General features: G+C 45.8%; 13 protein-coding genes. 8 read left to right on the forward strand and 5 right to left on the reverse strand.

Going from position 1 to position 21825, the window contains the following annotated elements:
• Positions 1-594 precede the first annotated feature (594 nt).
• A complete protein-coding gene (locus L4D06_RS10515; protein ID WP_429739268.1) occupies positions 595-3015 on the forward strand; it encodes a family 20 glycosylhydrolase in 2421 nt (806 codons plus the stop codon).
• 301 nt (positions 3016-3316) lie between these two features.
• The gene (locus L4D06_RS10520; RefSeq protein ID WP_429739270.1) at positions 3317-4186 is read left to right on the forward strand and encodes a helix-turn-helix domain-containing protein; all 870 of its coding nucleotides are present in this window, start codon (positions 3317-3319) and stop codon (positions 4184-4186) included.
• 16 nt (positions 4187-4202) lie between these two features.
• Here the strand turns inward: L4D06_RS10520 and L4D06_RS10525 are convergent, their stop codons facing one another.
• From L4D06_RS10525 to L4D06_RS10535, 3 genes are read right to left on the reverse strand one after another with little or no spacing between them, the layout of a single operon-like run.
• On the reverse strand, positions 4203-5570 hold the full coding sequence (locus L4D06_RS10525) for an MATE family efflux transporter (protein WP_429739272.1): 1368 nt from the start codon (positions 5568-5570) through the stop codon (positions 4203-4205).
• A complete protein-coding gene (locus L4D06_RS10530; protein ID WP_429739274.1) occupies positions 5567-6475 on the reverse strand; it encodes a Gfo/Idh/MocA family protein in 909 nt (302 codons plus the stop codon). The genes L4D06_RS10525 and L4D06_RS10530 overlap by 4 nt, the downstream gene beginning before the upstream one ends.
• A 58-nt stretch (positions 6476-6533) precedes the next feature.
• Positions 6534-7472: a phytanoyl-CoA dioxygenase family protein gene (locus tag L4D06_RS10535; RefSeq protein ID WP_429739318.1), complete on the reverse strand. Its 939-nt coding sequence runs from the start codon at positions 7470-7472 to the stop codon at positions 6534-6536.
• An 895-nt stretch (positions 7473-8367) separates the two neighbouring features.
• Here L4D06_RS10535 and L4D06_RS10540 point away from each other — a divergent pair.
• The 4 genes from L4D06_RS10540 (at position 8368) to L4D06_RS10555 (ending at position 14278) form a co-directional block, all read left to right on the forward strand.
• On the forward strand, positions 8368-11274 hold the full coding sequence (locus tag L4D06_RS10540; protein ID WP_429739276.1) for a pyridoxal phosphate-dependent class III aminotransferase: 2907 nt from the start codon (positions 8368-8370) through the stop codon (positions 11272-11274).
• Between the two features lie 89 nt (positions 11275-11363).
• A complete protein-coding gene (locus L4D06_RS10545) occupies positions 11364-12608 on the forward strand; it encodes a carboxynorspermidine synthase (protein WP_429739278.1) in 1245 nt (414 codons plus the stop codon).
• A gap of 91 nt (positions 12609-12699) precedes the next feature.
• A complete protein-coding gene (gene nspC / locus L4D06_RS10550) occupies positions 12700-13833 on the forward strand; it encodes a carboxynorspermidine decarboxylase (protein ID WP_429739320.1) in 1134 nt (377 codons plus the stop codon).
• A 196-nt stretch (positions 13834-14029) separates the two neighbouring features.
• A complete protein-coding gene (locus L4D06_RS10555) occupies positions 14030-14278 on the forward strand; it encodes a hypothetical protein (protein ID WP_274165677.1) in 249 nt (82 codons plus the stop codon).
• Between the two features lie 13 nt (positions 14279-14291).
• On the opposite strand, the gene L4D06_RS10560 is transcribed toward L4D06_RS10555, so the two are convergent.
• Positions 14292-14993 (reverse strand): DNA alkylation repair protein, encoded by a 702-nt coding sequence (locus tag L4D06_RS10560; protein WP_429739280.1) that lies wholly within the window; start codon positions 14991-14993, stop codon positions 14292-14294.
• A gap of 552 nt (positions 14994-15545) precedes the next feature.
• Between L4D06_RS10560 and L4D06_RS10565 the strand changes: the two genes are divergently transcribed.
• Both L4D06_RS10565 and L4D06_RS10570 read left to right on the forward strand, forming a co-directional pair.
• The gene (locus L4D06_RS10565) at positions 15546-17678 is read left to right on the forward strand and encodes a glycoside hydrolase family 19 protein (protein WP_429739282.1); all 2133 of its coding nucleotides are present in this window, start codon (positions 15546-15548) and stop codon (positions 17676-17678) included.
• Between the two features lie 404 nt (positions 17679-18082).
• Complete coding sequence (locus tag L4D06_RS10570) at positions 18083-19126, forward strand: GMP reductase (protein WP_274165680.1); 1044 nt, start codon at positions 18083-18085, stop codon at positions 19124-19126.
• A 95-nt stretch (positions 19127-19221) separates the two neighbouring features.
• Here L4D06_RS10570 and L4D06_RS10575 read toward each other — a convergent pair whose 3' ends face one another.
• Positions 19222-21771, reverse strand: a complete 2550-nt coding sequence (locus L4D06_RS10575; protein WP_429739284.1) for a calcium-binding protein — start codon at positions 21769-21771, stop codon at positions 19222-19224.
• Positions 21772-21825 lie beyond the last annotated feature (54 nt).

Consider the following 21825-nt stretch of genomic DNA (forward strand, 5'->3'; position numbering starts at 1 on the left):
GAAGTATGCGCTTATTATAAATATCGAAACTGATAGAAAAACCCGAAAATTATTCATAATCCCTAGTCCACGCAATGTCACGATAATGGGCACTTCCTTGCCCAAGAGGAATCAGCTTAAGCGATTAGAGAGTAGGGTGCAAAGCAGGTAGGAAGGAGTGGTAAATTGATTGATTACTCAGTGACAAGAGCTTTGGTTCGGGTCAAACCTGCATTATTTTCTAAGTGGTATTTGTATCCAACATCTTGCTTTATGCGCAAACAACGTACCTCTAATTCTCTAAACATCTAGGCCGCTGAGTTACGGCAAAATACATTCGTAAAAGCTATATTTAACCGCGAAAATAACCCTTGAGTTGGTAGTGGAAACGGTGCGTTAACATATTGAATTAAATGATTATTCTTGCACTCAATCGCATAACTGTGAGCCCTTCTAAAATTATTAAACGCCATGTCGAAAAATAGCTGCTAAAAATCACGTTAATCTATTGATAGCCTTGTTGGTTGTTCTATTAATTTATAGCTTGAATTTAATCGCAAAGCACTTAGCTAAAAATGCTATTCGCCAATAAATAATGTGTATTGAAGGAAAACTATGAAGAAGTCCGCTGTCAGTTTATTGATCTCTGCCGCTCTGTTGTCCCCTGTAACTCTTGCTGATGCGCCAAACACTGATCTTCAATTAATGCCTTACCCAAGCTCGGTCTCTCTCCAAGAAGGCAACACCGAGATTAACCAAGATTTTTCTTTGTTCATTTCAGGTTATAGCTCCGAGCGTGTTGAAAAGCTGAGTCAACGCATTATTGATCGTGTGCAAAAACAAACAGGTTTGCTACTCAACAATCCGATTGCAGACCAACAATCAGATGCAACCCTAGTGATTGATATAAAAGCGGCATCAACGTCTTTGGTACAGACTATTGATACCGATGAGTCTTACAAAATCACTAGCAAAAATGGACAGATCACGCTTTCCTCGGCGTATCCTGACGGCGCAATTGATGGCGCAGAAACCTTCTTGCAATTGATAACGACGGATGCAAACTCAACCTACGTACCGAACGTAATAATCGACGATGAGCCACGCTTCAAACACCGTGGCTTGTTGATCGACTCATCGCGACATTTTGTTGAGCTTGAAACCATCAAGCGTCAAATAGACGGCATGGCATCGGCGAAGTTGAACGTACTCCACTGGCACCTTACGGATGACCAAGGCTGGCGCATCGAATCAAAAGCCTATCCATTGCTTCAAGAAACATCGCTTGGTGGGCAGTTCTATACACAGGAAGAACTTAAAGACGTGGTAGCGCATGCACGCGATCGCGGTATTCGAGTTATCCCTGAAATCAACCTGCCATCGCACGCCAGCCAAATTGTAAAGGCGTACCCTAACCTCGGTTCAGGTGATGCATCAACTTATGAGGGCACTGCGGAGTGGGGTGTGTTCCCACCGCTACTCGACCCAACTAATCCAGATGTATTTACCTTTGTTGATGCAATTGTGTCGGAGATGGCAGCCATTTTCCCTGACAAATCCCTGCACATTGGGGGTGATGAACCCTTGTATGGTGAATGGGAGAAGAACGCAAAAATTCAAGCGTACATGAAGGAACAAGGCATCAAAGACCCTCGAGCCTTACAAGCTTACTTCAATGCCAAAGTTCAAGAAATCCTAGCAAAATACGACAAAGACATGAGCGGTTGGGATGAAATATTCCACCCTGATTTGCCAAAGACAATCACAATCCAATCCTGGCGTGGGCATGAATCTCTCGCGGATGCTGCAAAAGAAGGCTACACAGGCATTCTTTCCACGGGTTACTACATTGACCAACCTCAGCCAACGAGCTACCACTACCGTAACGACCCAATGCCGTCAGGATTGACCGTTGATGACGCTCTGCACAGCGGCGAGACGTTCGAAACCTACACGTGGAGCAAACCACGTGGTAAAGGATCTGACCGAACCGGAACCCTGACCATTATCACTGACAAAAACGGTCAAGCGCGTGCATTCACTGATTACGCAGGCAAACCTCGTGCTGAAGTGGTTGTCACGGAATACGAAGCAGGCAAACGTTTCGTCGGTCATTTCGACAACTTCATGTCTTACACCAATTTCGTGTTAGACATGGAGAACGGAAAGATTGAGGGTGACACCTCATATCAAGTTATTGGTAACGTTCGTTGGCCAACCTTTGGCGATAAGACTGCGGGTACCGATATGGCAGGAACCGTTATTCCAGACAACATCAAACCCTTCGCACTTCCTAAGAACCTAGAAAAGCAAATTTTGGGTGGTGAGATGACACTGTGGGCCGAAAACGTATCTGACGAAACACTGTCAGTACGTTTGTACCCACGTGCCTACGCGATTGCAGAACGCCTATGGTCACCAAAAGAGCTCACAGACGAAGATTCTATGTACGAACGCATGCAATCTGTATCTGCGTGGGCTACGGTCTCTGTTGGCTTAGATCATGAAACCACGCCATATACTATGCGAGTTCGATTGGCGGGTACCACCGATGTAACCGCGCTAAACACCTTGGCCACGTATATTGAACCCGCTCAGTATTACGCGCGTAACTGGATCAAATTCAACAATGGTGTTTATCATCAATTCGAACGTTTGAATCGCTATGTCGATACCTTACCAGTCGAGTCTTACCGTATACGCGACATGGAAAAACTGGCTCTGTCTAACGAAGAAAAAGACATCCTCACACTCCAAGGTGACTTTTATAAAATTATCGCCAATCACAATGCGGTGGTTAGCCTAATGGCAAACAATCACGCCATGAAGGATTCTATCCCGGTTGCTGAACACGCATTCGCGATGGCGAAATTAGGAAACCTTTTGATTTCAAAAAAACTCAGCAATGAAACCCTAAGTCGCGCGGAGTTCACGAAATACGCGAAGCAGATTTCTGACTCTGCACAACCGCAAGATGAAATCATCGTTGCCTTGGTTAGACCGGTAGAAGTGCTTCTTCAATCGTTGAAAAAATAACAGTTCCAATACGCCCGTAGATTTCAAATACCAAAGCCTAGGGGATTCCTAGGCTTTTCTGCCTTGTTGTTTTTTGAAAGGGTAATTTTAGTCGCCTTAATAAAAGCGCAGTGATGACAATGCTTTGAATACATGAAATGGCGAATCATCTTGGGTGTAGGTTCCTCTGCTTGACTATGAAAGCAGAAATCTAATATGCAGGTCGCAACTTAACCAAAAGTAACCTTTTGGCACTGGATTAACTGTTAGGGAAACCAATAGTCTACTCAATGCACAAATTTACGCTGATTAAGGTTTTAAGTTGGACTATTTTTGCTTTGAAAAAATCAATAACTTGCCGGCACCCATGCACTTGGATTTTGACAATGAGGGAGTTGCACAACAAATTGGTAAAAACTTAGTTCGATATCGGCGTACTACAGGTGCGAAACAGCAATCAATGGCAGATGCCTTTGGTGTGTCAATTGCACAATACCGAAAGTATGAGAAAGGTGTTGATGTTGCAAAAATGCATTCAGTAGCGAGATGGTCAATTGTGACAGGTTCTCCGAACAATTTACTGTTGTGTGGTACTGAATATTCACCGTATCTAAATATATCCTCATCGTGTTGGGAAATGGCTCCGTTTTATTGCACGGTTTCTCATGCTAGCGATGCCACCTTCAATTCGCTGTGTCTGCTCAGTCAAGAGATCACGAAGAGCACGATCACACCCATTGTGAGTTCGGGATTAGTCCCCGATTTAAGTGATGTACTCCTTGATATTGAACTTAACTACTACGTTAAAGTGGCAAAAAACATGATGTTAATTCGTGACCACTTGGGGCTGTCTCAAGAGAGACTGGCTGAGTTTCTCGGTATATCTGATAAGACGTATCGACAGTATGAAAAACCGTGCAATCATCCTCGAATACCATTCACATTTTTTGCCCGTTCTCATGCCGCCTTACAATTGGATAATCGTTGGTCTGAAACTGGTACATCAGATTTTTCTATATTCAATCGCCGTAGAAACAATCGACTCTCAATGTTATCTCCGATTATACGTGGGGCTAACGAAGCTCAGAAAGCATCGCTATCTCAGATGTTCAATGCTGTATCTCAAGAGTTGATTGAGATACAGCTTGAAAAAGAGTTAGCAAACTATCAGTCCATGGGGACTTCTTTATAGCCTGAACAATGACAGGCTAGGCGAACACTTGGGGTTGGTTTTTCCAGTGACCATTTCGCCAACGTGTTAAGCATATTGCACACCGGAGATATTCGTCCACGAGCAAAGCTAACCAAACGCCGATCAAGCCATAATCGAGTACGATGGCAAAGAAATAAACCATGGGTAAACAGAGTAACCACATACTGGTAATGGATAGTCCAACTGGGTACTTAGCATCACCAGAAACAACGAGACTGTTAACGACGACCATATTTATAGCGCCTGCAGGATGGCGAAGTAGATCAATTGCTAGCAAAGTAGCACCTAAAGCCAAGATGTTGGGATCTTGGGTGAAAATGAGAAATGCGTAATCGGACAACATCCAGATGATGAAAAGCATGAAGCTGCTACCAGCGACGCTAAGAGTAATACTTTTATTTATCTGATTTTTTATCTTCTCAAGCTCACCTGAACCCAAAAGGTGAGAGATGATAATTCGGTTCCCCACGCCAATTGATTGGGAAAATATAATGGGTATCAAAATCAAGTTAAGAGTGTAGATTCTTGTCGAGATGGCCAATGCACCAAGTGAAATGACGGTGATCGTAATAAAAAATCTATTAAGCTCATAAGACATAGGCTCCATTGTGGCTGGGACACCTATATTTAACACTTGTGATAAATAAGATTTGAAATCTTTAAAGCTGCCAGAAAAGTCAAATTTGATTTTCTTCTTTATGTGAACAAAGTAGATAACAATGACTAATCCCGTAAAATATGAAAGGGCTGAGGCCAATGCCACACATTCAACACCACTAAATCCTATGTTTAATCCACCGAAGAGAAAGAGCGTATTAAGCCCAATGTTAACGGCGTTGGCAACTAGCGTTGATTGCATGTTCAGCTTTGTCCATCCATTTACATTTAAAATACTACCGTAGCCTATTTGGATGGATTTAATTAATAGTGCAGGTGTGAAAATAAGTAAGTAGGCGGATGTGAGATCATTCATCTCGCTACTCAACCCCATCATTGTGCCTATTTCATTATGGAGTAATAAGTATGCGATCATAACTGTTAGGCCAATGAAAAAATTGAATATAACAGTGTATAGATAGTTCTTTGCTAACTTGTCATGTATTTTTGCACCTAGCATTCGCCCAAGAACGCCTGTGGTGCCGATGGATAATGAATGCAATATAACAATAGGGATGACTACAACTGGCATCAATGTTCCAATTGCAGCGGCAGACTGTTCGGATATTTTATTCAAAAAAAGTATGTCTGTGAAGTTAATTAAATATGTTAATAGAACTTCCAAAAAGATAGGCCATGTGATTTTTATTAGCCCCATACTGACAGCTTCAGTATTTTTTGACTCGTCTAACGTCTTGTCGGTCATAGTCTATCCATGATGTGTTGAGTAATCGTTTCACAAACTGAGTGTGTACTATAGCTTCGTTGTGTGTGACCTATGTTGGATTCCCTATTTCTTACTATATCAAGCCAATGTTCAACCATTGAGTGAAACCCTTTTGTATATAGCGTATCACTCCAATCAGAAGATCTAATTATCTGCTCTGTCCCATTGATGCAGTGGACCCCTTGGGTGAAATTGTTAAATAGATAGCTTTCATTTATAAGAGAAAGCTCAACGGACTCACATGTCTTTCCATATTCTCTATTCATGCTGGCGGTCAAAATCTTCCCTGATTGTTTCCATTCCACATTGATGGTGGATAATTTACTCCCTTTCCCAATGAAGTTTATGTTTATGTTTGCATCTGAAAGTTCACCATCAATGTTGACTGAATCAATAACATGAATAAAATCATTGAAAATGTAATCTCTCGGCATTGCAACTAAATTGACTCTGTTTTTTTTCCAGTGAATGCTTCTTAGATCGTTTGAATGAATGGCTTCATTCCAAATTGGTATATATCTTCGGTTAAATCCTACAAATAGCGGGGTATTCTTTTGTTCTGATAACTCGGACAGTTCACGAAATTCGTGAAAAGTCATTGCTCCAGGCTTATCAACAAAAACAGGGATGCCTAATTTTAAAAAGTAACTAGCGATTGTATGATGTGACTCACTAGAGGTATGGATCATGACACCGTCAGGATTTAGCTCTTTCAAACTAAAAATATTGGTACAGCTTTGTTTTATTTGATATCTATGGCAATGATTCTTTAAAACTTGTATGTTTCGTGAGCATAAAATAAGTTCAATATTGGGCGTTTGCGACAGAATTGGTAAGTAAGCTTTAGATGCAATATCCCCTAGGCCAATGAGTGCTATTTTCATATTATTCTCTCTCGGTACATGAATGCAGCACGATGACTGCACTCATAAAAGTAGGTGACTACCAGCGTTTGACCCCAAGTAGCTTTTCCCCAAGAGAGCTTAACTTGGCTCTGTTATATGGTTCAGGATCGGGTTGCCCATTCAAGTTTCTATGACATTCAGGGGCTCTCATTTTCATGAAGCAGTCTATTCTTTCATCGCGACTTTGCTCTACTTCTGTTGGTATTGAGTCAATATCATCAGCACGAAACATAGTGATAAATTGAACAAAACGAGGCATATGGTAGTGATTGCTTACACACCCGTGTGGCAGGCGTGCATCCCAGATAATTAAACTACCTGCAGGAGCATCAATAGTAATAATATCCTTCTCCGTGAATTCCATGACATCACGTAGAAATAAACCTTTTGAACCAAATTTTTCTAGTGCATTCGCGTGCTCGAATTTACCATCTCTTATTTTCTTATAAACGCTAGGGACGCATGCAAATGCACCCTGGTTTTGATGTGTATCAGTAAGGTATATGAGGCCTTGATATAAGTTTTTATTTCGTAGACGGAAGTCATAGTCCCAATGCATGGGATTTTCATCGTTACCATATGCTTCTAAATCATATCTGCATGGAGGTCTGAATGAGGCTCTGTCCATTGTAACCCAAAGTTCATCTTCACCAAGGAGATGACGAAAAGTATTATATATCTTAGGATGTTGCCTTATGTCCCAAAATGCGGGGTGTTGATGTAAAGGTACCAATCCAATAGAATTTAGAGGTCGCTCTTTGTACCATGAACTTGGCTCTATGCGGGAGATATCTAAGAATTCACAAATTGCATCAACAGAGCTATTGCAAAGATTTGTTGGGGCAGCATCTTCAATGATGACATACCCATTTTTTTCTAAGAATTCCTTTTTTTCATTGGATAAAATACTTTCAAAATTATTGCTTTCTGATAAATACGGTTGCTTTTCTACAACGCTTTTATATTGGCTAATCATTTCCACTGTACAACCTAACCTTTAAAAATCAGGTTGTATAATATGCGGGAAAATTGCGCTTAAACAGGTGCGAAAGTATTAACTTTTATAGAGAAAATTACTATTTATCTTCAGTGTCATGCTTAGTTCGTAGATTCTGAACTCACCCTTGGCTTGATGTTGCCCCGAAAAGTAGGGTCGCCTTCCTAACGCTTCTCCCAGCCATGCTCTCGCGTCGATGAACCCTGGAATGAAGAAGTATCAATGGGTTGCTTTGCGAGAGTCATAAGCTGTAGCCAAAGCACCGGCGATACTCATCAAGAAAACTGCTCCCGAAAGTGCACCTTGTTGCTTTTATGTGTATTTTTTTTGCTCTTGGTTACAAAATTCACTTGTGTTCAAAAAGTAGCTTTGTTATTTTTCGCAACAATCTCGAACATCGCGCTTTTCGAGACACACGTGGCACGGCTTTTTTGAGTCTTGTTGTCGCACCGTAGGTACTGGGGACAACTCTCCAGTAGAAGGGCATTGATAATGCAATCCAGAAGGTCTGGGGCATATTGAGGAACCCAACTGTGATTAAGTCATACACACATTTCAGCTTCGTCTTACCCAACTGCAGTATCATTACTGAGCCTTGAACATTCCGTTCCATTGAGGCGCACTCCTAACGCTTGAGCTTTTTTCACGATCTGATCGTGCCGCTTTGCGTTCTAGAATCCGCGCTTCAATACACACTTTGGTTTCCGATGACTATGCATGATGCATTTGTCGCGGGTATTTCCCGATGAATTCGGGGGTGTGCGCTACCTACATTCTGATAATAACCGCACTTTCATGCACTTACGCCGTGCTTGGGGATTGTGGTCGTCATTCAAACTGAATGTTGGAAGTGGAACATGGAAGATCAAAAATAATGATTAGCTTTACCAACAATAATATTCAAGACACAAACACAGCCCAAAACGTACCTGTTTTGAGTGGGCTACACGATCTTACACCTGATGAGCTGTTGCTGAGCCAGGAGCACTACGAATCCGAGGTTCGCTCTTATCCTCGTCGATTACCACTTGCCATTGCGAAAGCCTCTGGCGCGATGGTTGAAGACACCCGCGGTCAAACTTATCTGGATTGCCTTGCTGGAGCAGGAACGTTAACACTTGGCTATAACCACCCAGAAATTAATCAGGCAGTGATTGAGCAGTTGAATGCGGGTATTCCGTATCAAACACTTGATATCACGACCCCTGCTAAAGACCATTTCATTCGTGAATTGATGGCCTTCCTCCCGCAAGATTTCTCTGACAATACCAAAGTGCAGTTTTGTGGCCCTTCTGGTGCTGATGCTGTTGAAGCTGCTATCAAATTGGCGAAGCAAACCACGGGCAGAAATACCATTGCCGCCTTCCACGGTGCTTATCACGGTATGACAAATGGCACCATGGCGTTGATGGGCAATCTAGGTACTAAATCTCGTCGCCAAGGCCTGATGGCCGATGTGCACTTTTTGCCATTCCCTTATGACTTGCGCTGTCCGTTTGGTCTTCAAGGTGAGCAAGGCGCGCGCCAAGGGCTTCGTTATATTGAGCGTATGTTGGCTGACGACGAAAGTGGCGTTCAAAAGCCTGCGGCTATTATTGTTGAACCAGTACAAGGCGAAGGCGGTGTGATTCCAGCCCCTGCATTTTGGCTACAAGAACTGCGCCGTATTACCGAAGAAAACGGCATTTTGCTTATCTTTGATGAAATTCAGTGTGGCATTGGCAAAACTGGCGAGCATTTTGCGTTTGAAGAATCCGGCGTTACGCCAGATATCTTGTGTCTATCGAAAGCCGTTGGTGGCGGTCTACCCATGTCGCTACTGGTGTTTGATAAAGAGATAGATACTTGGTTGCCAGGCGAGCATACCGGTACCTTCCGTGGCAACCAGCTTGCGATGGTATCTGGTGCGAAAACAATGGAGATTATTCGCCGCGATAACCTTGCGAACAAAGCCAAAATCACGGGTGATTACCTTCGCCGCGGGCTTGAAAAGATCGCATCAACAACCAGTTGTATTGCAGAAGTGCGTGGCAAAGGTCTAATGCTAGGCGTTGAGATTTGTGACCCTGAAGGTGGCAAGAACAAGTTTGGTGAACCGCTTTCTGCGCCCGAGCTGACAGTCGCTATTCAACGCGCTGCGTTAGAACGTGGTTTAATTATTGAGAAGGGCGGGCGTGAAGGATCGGTGCTTCGCTTCTTACCACCCATCATTATTACGTTCGAGCAAATCGACTTTGCACTCAAGGCGTTGCAAGACGCGATTGAATCGCTCGTTGAGCCAACGCAAGCTGTGCAGCCTGCCGATACTCTTCAGCAAAACTGGCGTGATCACTTTATCCATACGGGCAAAGATGGCGCAGAGAGCTTTGAAGCGGCGATGAACGCCACCACCCAAGCGCTGAAGAAGATCTTCGAAAACTCGGAATCGCCATACAGTGGCATAGATCCTACTGTGTTGGCCTCGCAAATCCGCCATGCGAATTTGGGTGAAACGCCGCAGTCATTGGATGACGTCATCGAAGAAACCAGCGATCTGATCGCGAAGAATTCGATCATCGTTCAGCATCCTCATTGTATTGCCCACCTTCACACGCCACCGCTGATCCCTGCTGTTGCAGCGGAAGCCTTTATTACCGCGCTGAACCAGTCGATGGACTCGTGGGATCAAGCAAGTGCAGCGACCTTCGTCGAACAAGAAGTGACGGATTGGTTATGCCAGCGCTTTGGCTTTGATGAAAAAGCAGATGGCGTGTTCACCAGTGGCGGCACGCAAAGTAACTTGATGGGTCTGTTGATGGCGCGAGATAACGCCATCGAAAAGATCTCAGGGACTGATGTTCAAAAAGATGGCTTGCCAGAATACGCAGATAAACTGCGTCTCATCACCTCGAAAAACTCGCATTTCACCATGCAAAAATCTGCGTCCTTGTTGGGGCTGGGCGAGCACGCGGTGATCTGTGTGGATACCTACAGCGACGGCACCATGGACATTGAGTCGGCCGATGCCACATTGGCGGCTCTGAAAGCCGAGGGATTAATCCCGTTTGCCATCACTGGCACGGCAGGTACCACAGACCATGGTGCGATTGACGATCTGGACGATGTTGCGATGCTTGCAGAAAAACACGGCCTATGGATGCACGTTGATGCGGCCTACGGCGGTGCGTTAATACTTAGCAGGCACCATGCCCGTTTGGAAGGCATCGAACGTGCTGACTCGTTAACTATCGACTTCCACAAGATGTTCTTCCAGCCGATCAGCTGTGGCGCTGTGATCCTCAAAGATAAAAACCACTTTGGGTATATTCGCCACCATGCAGACTACCTCAACCGTGAAGAAGACGTTCTGCCAAACTTGGTCGATAAGTCTATCGCGACAACACGCCGCTTCGACGCGCTCAAGCTGTGGATGACGTTGCAGAATGTTGGGCCTCAAGCGCTCGGTTCTATGGTTGATCACTTGCTTAATCAAACGCAGCTTGTGGCTGACATGGTCAACAACCGATCTCAATTTGAACTACTGGCAGCACCGTGTTTATCAACGGTTTTGTTTAGATATGTGGGTGTGAATCAAGGTCTCGACCTTGACTACCTCAACAAGCAAATCCGATTAGATGCTCTGGTCAAAGGGCGCGCAGTGGTTGGCGAAACCGTGGTTGATGGAAATGTGGCACTTAAGTTCACGCTTCTTAATCCATGCTTGAAGCTAAGCGACTTCGATAGCTTGTTGAATGAATTGGAGAGCCTTGCTGACGATGCGGTTAAGCAAGTTCAGGGTTAAATATTGAGTTTGATGTCTTTGCTTCATTGCTGATAGGCAAAGGCATCGCACTGTTTTCAAGACTATTTGTCTTATAAGGAATTAAGAACATGGCAATTTTACAGATTGGTGCGGGCGGTGTTGGTTGGGTGATTGCGCACAAAGCGGCACAGAACAATGACGTATTGGGCGACATAACAATCGCATCGCGCACGGTGGCAAAATGTGATGCGATCATTGCATCGATCAAAGGGCGCGATAACTTAAAAGATCCAAGCCTAAAGCTCGAATCACGTGCCGTTGATGCAGATGATGTTGATGCGCTTGTTGCGCTGATCCAAGACGTAAAACCTGAGTTGGTGATCAATGCGGGGCCTCCATGGGTAAACATGGCAATCATGGAAGCGTGTTACCAAGCAAAAATCTCTTACCTTGATACGTCAGTCGCTGTTGACCTTTGCTCTGAAGGTCAGCAAGTGCCACAAGCCTACGATTGGCAGTGGGGCTACCGCGAGAAATTTGAAGAAGCGGGTATTACGGGTATTCTTGGTGCGGGCTTTGATCCGGGTGTGGTGAGTGTGTTTGCGGCATACGCAGTGAAACACCTGTTTGACGAGATCGACACCATTGATGTGATGGATGTGAATGCCGGCGACCATGGGAAGAAGTTCGCGACCAACTTTGACCCTGAAACCAACATGCTAGAAATCCAAGGCGATTCTTTCTACTGGGAGAATGGCGAGTGGAAACAAGTGGCGTGTCATACCCGTATGATGGAATTTGAATTCCCGCTGGTGGGCAGCCATAAAGTCTATTCCATGGCGCACGATGAAGTGCGTTCAATGAAAGAGTTCATCCCTGCAAAACGCATCGAGTTTTGGATGGGCTTTGGCGATGCCTACTTGAACTACTTCAACTGCATGCGCGACATCGGCCTGTTGAGCCCAGAGGCTGTCACTCTGCAAGACGGTACAGTGGTCGAGCCGCTGAAAGTGCTGAAAGCACTTCTGCCAGACCCAACGTCGCTCGCACCTGGTTACACAGGTAAAACGTGTATCGGTACGTGGGTACAAGGCACGAAAGATGGTAAAGCACGCAGCGTGTTCATCTACAACAATGCTGATCATGAAGTGGCTTACAAAGACGTTGAGCATCAGGCCATTGCTTACACCACTGGCGTTCCTGCGATCACTGCCGCATTGCTTTATTTCAAAGGCGCATGGAACGGAAAAGGTGTGTTCAATATGGAACAGCTGGACCCAGACCCATTCCTTGAGTTAATGCCTTCAATTGGCCTCGATTGGGGTGTTGAAGAGCTTGAGCCTCAAGCGCCAACCATCAATACCCTGAAGTAAGTTTGCTGATAAAGCCTGCGATAGTTCGAATGAACGTCGCAGGCTTTTTGTGAGAAAAGTAATGAATGCATCGCCAATGAAAACATCGCAATTGACCCCATCGCAGTTAAAGACCCCGTACTTTCTGATTGATGAAGACAAACTGATCCGTAATCTCGAGATTGCAAAGCGCCTGAAAGCCTTGTCCGGTGTGAAACTGGTTCTGGCGCTGAAATGCTTTTCTACGTGGGGCGTGTTTGACATCATCAAGCCTTATCTTGATGGCACCACGAGCAGCGGCCCGTTTGAAGTGAAGCTTGGTCACGAAACGTTTGGCGGCGAAACCCATGCGTATAGCGTTGGCTATAGCGAAGATGACGTGCGTGAGGTTGCGGATATTTGTGACAAGCTGATCTTTAATAGTCAGTCACAACTGAAAGCACACCGCCACTTAGTGGAAGGCAAAGCGTCGCTAGGCCTTCGGCTGAATCCAGGCGTGAGCTATGCCGGACAAGATCTTGCGGATCCTGCGCGTCAGTTTTCGCGTTTGGGTGTGCATGCTGACAAGATTGACCCTGAGGTGTTTGCATCGCTAGATGGTGTAATGTTCCACATGAACTGCGAAAACAAAGATGTGGATGCATTCATTGGGTTATTGGATGCCATTTCGGACAAGTTTGGCACTTATCTCGACTCGCTTGAGTGGGTGAGCTTGGGCGGCGGAGTGTTCTTCACATGGCCAGGGTATGACGTTGAAAAACTCGCGTCTGCGCTAAAAACATTCAGCGAGCGACACGGCGTGCAGCTGTATCTTGAGCCGGGTGAAGCCATTATCACCCAAACGACGGATCTTGTTGTCACTGTGGTCGATATTGTCGAAAACGACATGCAAACCGCCATTGTAGATAGCGCGACGGAGGCGCATCGCCTAGACACGCTGATCTACAACGAACCAGCATCGATTGAGGAAGCGACTGAAAGCGGCGAACACACGTATGTGATTGGCAGTTGTTCATGTTTAGCGGGTGACCAATTCTGTGTGGCAAACTTTGATGAACCGTTGCAGATTGGTCAACGTCTACATATTTCCGATAGCGCAGGTTACACCATGGTGAAGCTGAACTGGTTCAATGGGTTGAGAATGCCATCCATCTATTGCCAACGCAGCAACGGGGAAGTGCAGTTGTTGAATGAATTTGATTACCAAGATTTCAAGCGTACTCTGTCGCAATGGGCTGTGTCGTAGCCTGCTATGAGCGAAGATCAGCGGCAAGGAGTAGCGATTTAACCGTCTGTTATTCGTCAAATAAATATCAAAAATGAGCGCCAAGTGCGCTCTTTTTATTCATATATATGATGTAACTCCTAGCATTTCTTCTACTCAATAGCGCAATTCCCCTAACTCCCTTATAAAGTCGGTGACCATGGATGGAGGAAAGAATATGGATGTGTTCTTGTTTGTGTTTGCCACCGTTGCTGTCGCGTTAGCGGCGAAAACGTTGCGTAGTTACTTTGTTTATCGTGCACAATTACGCGAATTTGAGATTAACCATCAAAAAACGACGGGCCTAAATCACGCATATCAGAAGGAACTGGATACGCTGAGATCCCGTGTGGAAGTGCTGGAAAAGATAGTCAGCAGTAAAGGCTATATCATCGATGAAGAGATCCAATCGCTAAGAAGTATTTAGCGGCGTCCTTCACTTAAAGGGAGAGAAAATGTTTTCTCTCCTCGCTATCGAGTTTTTCGATCGCATATCGCAGCATAGTTCTTGGTATATCTGCGATATGAGTGTTGAGAAAGCTTCGCAACAGAGCCACGTCTCGTTTTCCTACGTCACGCAACATCCAACCGCAAACCTTGTGGATCAAGTCTTCTTTGTCAAACAGCAACTTTTCTGCAAGTGCAATTGTGTCGTCAAACTGGTTGAGGCGAATAAAGGTAAAGGTTGCCATCATGGCAATGCGGCGTTCCCATAGGGATGTCGAGTCTGCAAGTTCATAGAGTATGGAACGATCTTTATCAGCTAAATAGCCCCCCACGATATGGTGTGCAGAGCTGTCGACTAAATCCCAATTATTGATTCGATGAGACTGGGACAAGTAGAAATGGTAGATCGTTTCTCTGTCAGCAGTGTTCGCTTTCTTAAATTGCTCTGATAACAGTATTACTGCAAACAAGCGTATTTCATGCCACTCACTGGCAAGCAGTTGCGCGATGGTATCAAGAGTTGCTGCTCGGTGGAGTTTGACAGCATGTCGAAGAGCGGGTACCCGTACGCCAATAAACTTGCCGCCTTCTCCATATTCCCCTGGCCCTGATTTAAAAAAACGCGCGGAACTCTGGGCGGATTTTGGATCGCCTTGGCTTCTTAGCGATTCAATAATGGATGCGGCATCGTTCATGGCATTCCTTTCTTTATAAAAGCGGCAATATACCCAAACAACCTGAATCGAACATCTTCAGGCTGATTGGGTAAATGCCAAAGATGCTAGCAGGCGTTGTTAGCGAGATATGTGGGCTCATCGCAGTGAGAGAAAATACGTTAACACATATGAATAATCTATGCGTTTGCGGTTGGCACTTGTTGTTTGTTGCATCTATACAGCCTGTGATTTTCATTGGTATCGGCAGTTTTTTAGCGGTTATTTCACACGTTCTGTTGCATAACATATTGATGTGACTCGGAAACCCATCATGTTAAACCTTTCGGGTGGGGCTACTGGCATTTGGCTCTCATTTTCACATTCCCACAGTGAATATATTGGTTTGGCTGTGAGGCAAAAATAGTCGCCACTTCTCCTTTTCAATCACAAAAACAGTCACGACACCGTATCGCATATTTCGTCGGTGGCGTTGGGCAAAGGTACAAGGTTGAGTAAGGCACAGATCCCGCAGCGTTAATTGGTTAAACCAGTGTACACACTGAATCAAATTTTCGATAAGGAACATTAACGATGAAACATTCAGTACTGGCCAGTGCTATTTTTAGTGCTAGCTTCCTCGCTCAAGCGGGCGTGACAATGAACCCACAACCAGACCCAGATAATCCTGGGGGATACGTTTTGTTGCGTTCAGAAGTTCAGGCCGCAGAATCAATGAAAGTGACAGACCCTATGTATGACGTATGGGCGCAAGCGCTTAGGACGGAATCAAATGCGGTCGTAGATGCCATTGATTCAGGGTTGGCATCTAACCCGGATAATGTAAAACGTGCTGAAAGGGTATTCACATCATCAGATTGGCAATTCCTGACGCAAATGGCCGCTCCTGAGTATACCTACACGCGTTTTCTTAAAGCGATAGGTAAGTTCCCGGCATTCTGTGGCGATTACACTGATGGTCGTGATGCCGATGCTATCTGCAAGAAATCCATCATTACTGCTTTTGCTCACTTTTCTCAAGAAACCGGCGGACACATTGCCGTTGATAATGTTTGGGATAACCCTTTAGCGTTGGAAGAGTGGCAGCAGGCTCTGGTGCATGTCCGTGAGATGGGGTGGTCCGAAGGTCAGGAAGGTTATACGACCGGATGTGGGCAAACCGATTGGCAAAACGCGCGTTGGCCTTGTGCTGCGGGTCAAGGCTATTTCGGTCGTGGTGCTAAACAGCTTTCCTATCATTTTAACTATGGCCCTTTCTCTGAAGTCATGTTCGATGGCGATGCCACCGTATTACTGAACAACCCTGCGCTTGTCGCGGATTCATGGTTAAACCTGGCGTCTGCAATTTGGTTCTTTTTGACGCCTCAAGCACCAAAACCCGCCATGTTGCATGTTATCGACCGTACATGGGCACCTTCTCAGCGCGAGACCGATGCAGGTATTGGTTATGGGTTTGGTACCACTATTAATATCATCAATGGTGGTATTGAATGTGGTGAGCAAAACAAAGACAAAGGCCAGCCAGTAAACCGAATTCGTTATTGGGAAGGCCTTGCTGCCCACTACCAAATCCCCATTGAAGCGGATGAAGCGAATACCTGTTGGCAACAAACGCCATACGGTAGCTTGAACCTCAATGGCGCGACGGATGTGCTCTATACCAATTGGGAGCAGGATTACACTTACACCCCAGGTTTCCCCGTTTCTTTCCAATGTAAGTTGGTGGGTTATCAAACCGCGTATTCTGCGCTCGTCCCTGGTGACTATGAAGCATGTGTCACCAATAAATATGGTTCGCATCAGGGCTATCCGAGCGTGAGAGTGATTGATGATGCAGGTCCTGTCACGGGTAAGCCTGTTTTCAATGGAGTTGATAACACGAGAGTACGTCAAAACGCAGCGTTTAATCCTTTGGACGGCGTGAGTGCCAGTGACAAAGAAGACGGTAGTTTGACAGCGAGCATCGTTGTTGAAGGCGCTGTTGATACAACCCGTTTGGGCACCACAGGTTTAGTGTACTCAGTGACAGATGCCGATAATAACGTCACGACAGCTAACCGCACGGTAGAAGTGTTCAGCGATAAGCCTGTGTTCGTGGGCACTGATAATGCCAGCATCAAAGTTGGTGCAGCGTTTAATGCGCTGAGTGGTGTGTCTGCCAGTGATACTGAAGACGGTGACCTTACATCTGCCATTAAGGTTATGGGGCAAGTCGATACAGCGACTGTCGGCACGTATACCTTGAACTATTCAGTGGCAGATAGTGCCAACCAGTCAGTCTCTGTTTTGCGCACGGTTGAAGTAACCAGTGATAGCGTATGTGTTGTAACTGCTTGGGATTCAACATCGACCTATAACACCGGCGACGTTGTTAGCCATGCTGGAAAAACGTGGAAAGCTGGCTGGTGGACTCAAGGTAAAGAACCTGGCACGACAGGACCGTGGGGCGTTTGGACTGAAACGAGCGACAGCAGTTGTGGCGGCGATGTGACACCAAATCCCGATCCAACACCAGATCCTGAGCCAACACCGACACCAGACCCAACGCCAGATCCTACACCGGGTGACTCGACTTGGAATGCAACAGCAGTCTACGGCGGCGGTGATCAAGTGACGATAAATGGCGTGACTTACCAAGCGAAGTATTGGACTCAGGGTGATGACCCTACAGCCAGCGGAGAGTGGGGGCCTTGGCAAGTTATCTAAATTAGGAAAAATAACCGATAAAGGCTGCGTTTTTACGTGGCCTTTTCTTTGTCTGTTGAGAACAAGGTTCAAAGAACGTCGAATAGATTAGTTGCAATTGAAGAGTTGTTGGTTTTTATTGTTTTTAAAACAATAGGTTGGAAGCGAGGTGTAGCAGTGGGGAGTGTGGTTTTGGACAGTTTTTCAAGGATGTAATCTGATAAAAGGTATCATAAAAAAAATACTAATATCAGTCTTGTTAATAATATTTCTGTTCCTATAATGCTGAAAACCGGAGCGTCTGCCAACGCTCCGGTTTTTTTGTGCCTGCTCATTGGTGAATGTTTGCACTATCTGCCAATAGTGAAATGTCTCATGAGCATATGTCCGAAAGGGCAACGTCTTAATCAGTAAGGAAAAGACACATGCGTATCGAACAAGACTTGAAGTTGGGTTTCAAAGATGTACTGTTTCGCCCGAAACGTTCTACCCTAAAAAGCCGCTCTCAAGTTGAATTAACCCGCGATTTTACATTCAAGCACAGTGGTCGTCAATGGTCTGGTGTACCAGTTATTGCTGCGAACATGGATTCAGTCGGCTCATTCAAAATGGGCAAGGTGCTTGCTGAGCATGGTTGTATGACGGCAATTCACAAGCATTACACCGTTGAAGACTGGGCGGCGTTTGTTGCTGATGCTGATGTGAAGACACTAAACAATGTGATGGTGTCTACCGGTACGTCTGACGCTGATTTTCAAAAAACCAAAGATATCATGGCATTGTCTGATGAGTTGATCTTCATCTGCATCGACATTGCTAACGGTTATTCTGAGCATCTTGTTCAATACGTTGAGCGTGTACGTGCAGCATTCCCTGACAAAGTGATCAGTGCAGGTAACGTTGTGACTGGCGACATGGTTGAAGAGCTTATTCTTGCGGGTGCAGACATCGTGAAAGTGGGTATTGGCCCAGGTTCAGTATGTACCACTCGTGTGAAAACGGGCGTAGGTTACCCGCAACTTTCTGCCATTATCGAATGTGCGGATGCTGCGCACGGCCTTGGTGGTCGTATCATCGGTGACGGTGGTTGTTCATGCGCGGGTGACGTGTCTAAAGCCTTTGGTGGCGGTGCTGATTTCGTGATGCTTGGCGGTATGCTAGCAGGCCACGAAGAAAGCGGCGGTGAAGTGATTGAACAAGACGGTAAGCAGTTCATGAAGTTCTACGGCATGTCTTCTGAGAGCGCGATGGCGAAACACTCTGGTGGCGTTGCAAAATACCGCGCGGCAGAAGGTAAAACCGTGCTGCTTCCATTCCGTGGCACAGTGAATGACACTATTTCTGACATTCTTGGCGGCGTACGTTCTACTTGTACTTACGTTGGTGCTGCGCAACTAAAAGAACTCACAAAACGCACCACGTTCATTCGCGTTCAAGAACAAGAAAACAACGTGTTCGGTAAAGAATAAATCCGAAAAAGCAGATATGTGTTGAAACAACCATAAAGTGGTTAGTTAAAACAATGCCACCCATTAGGGTGGCATTATTGTTTTTAGCGTTTCAATTATACTGTGGTGAAATCAAAGATATCTGCGGTTACATGGTCTGCATTAAACTGCTTGAGTGTAATGATTGTATTGTCGCCATCAAAGGTAATCACTGTTGATGCGCCCACTTGTTCAGCGTTGACTTGGTTGAAATGCGTCGCTAACGTGCTATCAAGCTCCAACGTATCAACGAATCGGTTGAAGTCCTGAATGGTGTCGTGTCCATTGTTATTACGGAATACGAAGGTATCAGCACCTGTTCCACCGACGAGGTAATCATCTCCAGAATGCCCCATGATTCTGTCATTTCCGTTTTGACCGATAAGTCTGTCATGACCAAGTCCACCCAATAAAGTGTCGTGGCCCGCTCCGCCGTTAAGAATGTCATCACCACTGTGACCGTTAAGGTAGTCGTTACCGTCGTTACCACCAAGAAGGTCATTACCACCTCCGCCAAGAACGGTGTCGTTACCGTTACCACCCCACGCCTTGTCGTCGCCATCTGCGCCATTTAGACTATCGTCGCCGTCCTGACCTCGAAGAATATCATTGCCGTAGCCACCAATGATTGTGTCGATGCCGCTGCCGCCATCAATTTCATCATTGTTATTGCCACCATGCAGATAATCGTCTCCGTCACCACCGAACATACGGTCGTTACCATTGCCGCCGCGTAAATTATCGTTACCAGTACCGCCCGACATCCAGTCATCGCCATTGGCACCAGCGAAATTGTCATCACCTTGGTTGCCTTTGATGATGTCGTTGCCCCACCCACCGTCACCATAGTCGTTGCCATAGCCGCCTTGAATGGTGTCCTCGCCATAACCACCCCAGATACCATCATCGCCGTGGCCGCCTTGAATGTTGTCGTTGCCGTTGTCACCTTTGATGATGTCGTTGTCGCCACCACCGTGGATGCGATCATCGCCGTCACCACCGAGCAACATGTCTTCGCCAGTGTCGCCGAATATTTTGTCGTCGCCAGCACCACCTTTTATGTTGTCATTGCCCCCATTTCCATGGAGGTAGTCATTGTCATCACCGCCATCGATAGCGTCATCTCCTTGACCGCCATCAATATAGTCTGCGCCGATACCGCCTGAAAGGGTGTCGTTACCACCATTGCCGTAGATTTCGTCCGCACCAGCGCCACCATTAATGACGTCATCACCTTCACAGTCATCGATGTTATACAGCGTGACATTATCAATCAGTGCACCAAACCCATCTGCAGCGCCATGGCCACTGAAGCTGACTGTGATGGATGAGGTGTTTTGAGGTATCGCTACCTGACCGTCAAACGTTTGGTAGATATCAATGTTCAATTCATTTTTGATAGACTTAGAAAACAGGACATTGCCGTCTTGGTCTGTTACGTCGATAGTAAAACCACTGGTTTTATTATCTCCGTCTTTAATTCGACTGGCATAATCAAATGAAAGATTGAAAGTGGTATCACTATTTGTTGTTAGGTATGCAACATTGACAGTCTGTTCAATAGATTCACCAGCAAGGTCGACTTCCATGACAGTATTTGTGACTGCATTGTGTGGCGTGCCAATAAACGAGCCTTGTTGCATTTCTACGGTACTGCCGTTGGACGAGTGCCATCCAACCAGTTCTGTTTCGTCGAGTAAGGCCCATTCATTCCCGGCGTTACTGCCCCAAGCTTCAAAGTTGCCGTTAACTAACAAGTTTGGAGAATCACCATAAATGATGTCATTGCCCGCGCCGCCTTCAATATCGTCGTCGTGACAACCGCCAGAAATCGTGTCGTTACCGTCACCGCCGTCAATAATATCGTTGTCATCACCAGCCCAAAGGTCATCATCACCAGCTCCGCCGATCAGCGTGTCTTCGCCAGTAAAGCCTTCAAGTTTGTCGTTACCTTCACCACCGTTTAGGTAATCGTCACCTGCTTGGCCAAACAACATGTCATCGCCATCGTCGCCATACATGGTGTCGGCGCCATCGCCACCTAGTAGTGTGTCATTGCCTTCATCGCCATGCAGAAGGTCGTCGCCATTCTGCCCTGACATGTAATCATCGCCAGTGCCGCCATTTTGGGTGTCATTGCCTTCGCCACCCCAAAGCACATCATTACCTTCTTCGCCGTTTAATATGTCGTTACCGTCATCGCCGAATAGAATGTCATTATCATTGCCACCATAAATGAGGTCGTCGCCATTACCACCAAACAAGCGGTCATCACCATCACCACCGTAAAGCTCATCCACACCATCTTGACCATAGAGAAAGTCGTTACCGCTGCCGCCGTATAGAAAGTCATCGCCATCGAAGCCTTCAAGCCGATCATTCCCTTCGTCGCCGTAGAGGTAATCGACATCTAATCCACCGCGAAGATGATCGTCTCCCTCACCGCCATGTAATTCATCACCGTCTTTCCCACCAATAAGTGTGTCGTTACCGGCTCCGCCATAAATTGTGTCTGCGCCACCGTCAGCACGAATGAAGTCGTCGCCATCGTGACCATAGATGATTTCGGCATCATCAGTCGCAATTATGATGTCGTCGCCATTTGTACCGTTGATTATATTGGTCATAGTCCGTCCTTAGTCTTGTCTTTTACTACCTCTAACGACGCAGTAAGTGATGGC

Source organism: Enterovibrio makurazakiensis (assembly GCF_050336585.1).
Classification (GTDB): domain Bacteria; phylum Pseudomonadota; class Gammaproteobacteria; order Enterobacterales; family Vibrionaceae; genus Enterovibrio; species Enterovibrio gelatinilyticus.